General features: G+C 32.3%; 4 protein-coding genes. 2 read left to right on the forward strand and 2 right to left on the reverse strand.

Annotated features, from left to right (window positions below; translation table 11 throughout):
- The coding region (locus tag FI695_00085) for a hypothetical protein (GenBank protein ID MQG50361.1) at nucleotides 1-215 on the reverse strand (215 nt) is incomplete at its 3' end.
- Between the two features lie 19 nt (nucleotides 216-234).
- The gene (locus tag FI695_00090; GenBank protein MQG50362.1) at nucleotides 235-2,190 is read right to left on the reverse strand and encodes a hypothetical protein; all 1,956 of its coding nucleotides are present in this window, start codon (nucleotides 2,188-2,190) and stop codon (nucleotides 235-237) included.
- Nucleotides 2,191-2,262: 72 nt separating this feature from the next.
- On the opposite strand from FI695_00090, the gene FI695_00095 reads away from it, so the two are divergent.
- A complete protein-coding gene (locus FI695_00095) occupies nucleotides 2,263-3,918 on the forward strand; it encodes a methylmalonyl-CoA mutase (protein ID MQG50363.1) in 1,656 nt (551 codons plus the stop codon).
- A 19-nt stretch (nucleotides 3,919-3,937) separates the two neighbouring features.
- A partial coding sequence (locus tag FI695_00100; GenBank protein ID MQG50364.1) for an acyl-CoA dehydrogenase family protein occupies nucleotides 3,938-4,110 on the forward strand: 173 nt, incomplete at its 3' end.

A 4,110-nucleotide genomic window follows, 5' to 3' on the forward strand; every position in this document is an offset into this window, starting at 1 on the left:
GCTATTGGTGTTGGTATAGATGTAACCATTGGTGTTAATTCTGGAGTTGGGATTGGGGTTTGGGTTGGAACAGGGATTTCTGTAGGTGTAGGAGTAGCAATATTTTCGCTCTCTTCAATTTCGGATAATTCTGCTAAGCTACAACTAAATGTAAATAAACTTGCCAGTAGTAACAAAACAATCAATCTGGTTGGCTCAACTAAGTATCTCAACATATTGACCACACTTCCCCAATTAGTTTTTTATTTTTTTAATCTTTCTATTATGAATAATAACAGCATTTGCTATTAATCCGAACGATATCAGGATAAAAGGAACTAAGATTGTATTTATATCTGCTAAAAAGCCATCAATTATAGTTAAACTTACGTCATTTAATTCATTATAAGTTAATTCTATGGCCTTTAAATTAGCAGATTGTGCAGATTGAGTAAAAGCTTGTGTAATTAAATTTTTCAAAAAGAAACTATATGCTCCATTCAAAGTAGCAAAGGTTACAACTGAAGTAATTAATATAGGTATAGCACTCCACCCTAATCTACCATACCAAGTTTGTCCTCCCAATATTCCTATAGAAATAATGAACAAGACTGCTAGGATGTATAAAATAATCTTGATATATCTATCACCTGTTGATTTGATAATTTTACGTACTAGATTTGTATTTAGATAGGTATCCAAGTGTGGGCGTAAATCTTTTTCAGTAACTGTATACCCCGAACTTATTATATTTCGTATTTTTTCAAGATGATTTTCTTGAGATTCAATTGAGTCTCCATACCCCCTAAGACCTATATAAAATTGGTTAAGGTATTCCTCATCGAAATTCAAGCCATCTATCGTCCATAACCTAATCTCTTCTATAAGAGCTAATTGGACGGGGGAAAGATATGAATTTAATTCGTCCTCTGTGAACACATAATTGGTTGGAATATTATTATTAAGAATAGATTCAACTTCTTGTAATATAGATGTTTTTATATCTAGGATTGAGTCTTCTAGCATTTTGTCATATATATATAAATCATCAAAATTTATTGATAACACAGCCAAAATAAGCCGTAATTCTATGCTATCTGGAAGAGTTGCTAATTTTTGTGGATAACAATTAGGAATTGTATCAATAGTCTGAGATAGTAATGACAAAGTCACTTCAGTACTACATATAGGTAATTGTTCAATAGTATAATCTAATTGTTTTTCTGCTTCTTTGAGAATTAACTGGTTTATAACAGGAGTCAATTCTTTTATATCAATTTCTATATCCATAGTCTTAGATTTCCCGATCAAATAAAGATAGATTTGATCAACTAGGTCATCTCCAATTTGATTTACAATATTTTGATCTAAATTGGAACTAAGGTTTTCAGAATTCTCAGTGAGTGAAAATTCATTATTGAAAGCGACTCCTTCAGGTAAATCAAAAGAATTGAGATCAAACTGTGAGAGTATCAAACCGCCTGCTTTATCGATCGCAACATTATAAACGTTTTGTTCTTGCAATAACTGTTTAAATGGTTCAAGAACTTCCCTAATATTATTCTTTATTTTGATATTCAATTCGAATGTTTCAGTTTCACCTGACAAATAGTTATATGCTGTATCCAAAGTCGTATCATAGGTAGATTCATACCATTTGTAATAAAGCAAAGAAGTTATTAGTAATTCAACGTCAGATTTTTCTAAATTGATTCCTAAAGGTAATTCTTCAGCATTTTTGACACGTATTGAAATATCTTCAACAGTTGCGTGAGTAACTGCATTGTATATATCTGTTTTAAATTCATTATTATTTAATTCAATTACTAATTGATCAGTTATTTTTTTTACATCCAAATATACGCTTGCATGATCATTAATACCAGTTAAATAAGGTATAAATTCACTTAAAGTCATTAATACTATTTGGTCTACCCAAGTACTTGGAATAGTATTTGTCAAAATTCTATATACATCATCTTTTATGTTATAGTTATCGCCCTTTAATTGACCTGGTAAAGTCTCATCTATAAGTGTTGGAAGAATATTATTATAAACACGATCTGAAATATTGGTGTTAGTATAATTTTTCATATAAAATTCTGAATCTAAAAGTACTGCACGAGCATACACTAGTAATATTAGAGGAAAAATAAACACTACAAAAACAACTAGTAGTGGAGGAATTAACAACCGCCTTAAAACAATCATATAATAATTATTACCTCTTTTTATGTATCAAATATAAATTATTTTTCTTATCTAGATTTTACAGTATAATGCATAAATAAAATTAATGGTGGGAAATTGGAAAAGAACAATTTTAAAAAGTGGAAAGAAAAAGTACTAAAACCATTTATCACTATTAATGGTGAACGAAAACCTGTTTTTACTACTCTTTCGAATCAAGAAATACAATCTACATACAACGATCGGAATCAAACTAAGGAAGAATTTCCTGGGGAATTTCCTTATACGCGGGGCATTTATCCTAGCATGTACAGAAGTCGTTTATGGACAATGAGGCAATATTCAGGCTTCTCTAATCCCGAAAAATCAAATGAACGATTTAAACATCTTTTAGAACAGGGACAAAACGGCCTGTCAGTTGCCTTTGACCTACCTACACAAATAGGATATGACTCTGATAATCCTCTTGCAGAAAGTGAAGTGGGGAAAGTAGGGGTTCCCATTGACACTCTTGCAGATATGGAAACCCTATTTCATGATATACCTTTGGACCAAATTAGTACCTCAATGACTATCAATGCAACAGCCCCAATTTTACTTGCTATGTATGTTGCTCTTGCAAAAAAACAAAATGTTCCTCTTGAACAGTTACGAGGAACATTGCAAAACGACATTCTAAAAGAATATATAGCTCGAGGTACATATATATACCCACCTAAAGAATCAATGAAACTGATTACGGATGTTTTTGAATATTGTTCCAAAACCTTACACAAATGGAATCCAATAAGTATTAGTGGTTACCATATTCGCGAAGCTGGAAGCACCGCAATACAAGAGTTGGCTTTTACTTTTTCAAATGCAATTGAGTATATAAAGTCAGCTCTAGAAGCAGGATTAACAATTGATGAATTTTGTCCACAAATTTCTTTTTTCTTTGTAGCTCAAAATAATCTCATTGAAGAAGTTGCTAAATATCGTGCAGCGCGAAGAATTTGGGCCAAAATTACAAAGGAAATGTTTAATGCTAAAAACCCCAAATCATCTATGCTACGATTTCACGTTCAAACCGCTGGTGTGACTCTTACTGCCCAACAACCCGATAACAACATTGTACGCAGTACAATACAGGCTATGGCTGCTGTGCTTGGTGGGGCACAATCGCTTCATGTTAATTCAAAAGATGAAGCCTTAGGGCTACCTTCAGAACATTCTGCTGTTATCTCACTTAGAACCCAACAAATAATTGCTTTAGAAAGTGGAGTTGCAGATACAGTAGATCCTTTGGGAGGCTCATATTATCTTGAAAAATTGACCGATGACATAGAAAATGAAGCATTTGATTATATTAATAAAATAGAATGTATTGGTGGCGCTTTAAAGGCTTTAGAAACACAATTTCAAGAAAATGAAATAGAAGACTCCGCCTATCTATTCCAACAAGAGCTCGAAAACCAGGAAAGATATATGGTTGGAGTCAATACATTTCAAGAAGAAAGTACTGAAAATATTACTTTTCAAAAAGTTTCGAGAAAAGAAATTCAACAGCAAATCAAAAAGCTTGGTTCTATCAAAAAAAATCGTAATATTAAAAAAGTTGATGAAAGTCTGAGAAAACTCGAAAAAATTGCCAGCACTAAAGCCAACACAATGCCAGCTATTATTGAAGCTGTTGAATCCTATTCTACAATAGGTGAAATTAGTGATATATTTAGAAAAGTATATGGAGAATATTCCCCAACGTATTAATTGAATTAAAGGAAATATAATGGACAACTTGCTATACAATGAAACTGAATTAATGCTCGCAAAAACAGTGCAAGACTTTGCACAAGACTATTTAGCTCCTATGGCTCCTATATTAGATGAACGTGAGGAATTCCCCATGGAAAGCTTTCATCGTCTTGCCAGTATGGGCTTACTAGGAATTACTATCGATGA

This window comes from SAR202 cluster bacterium (assembly GCA_009392515.1).
In the GTDB taxonomy this organism is placed as follows: domain Bacteria; phylum Chloroflexota; class Dehalococcoidia; order Lucifugimonadales; family UBA6952; genus UBA6952.

Coding starts and splice junctions, on each gene's coding strand:
- FI695_00090 (MQG50362.1), bottom strand. CDS start 2,190: ATGATTGTTTTAAGGCGGTTGTTAATTCCTCCACTACTAGTTGTTTTT.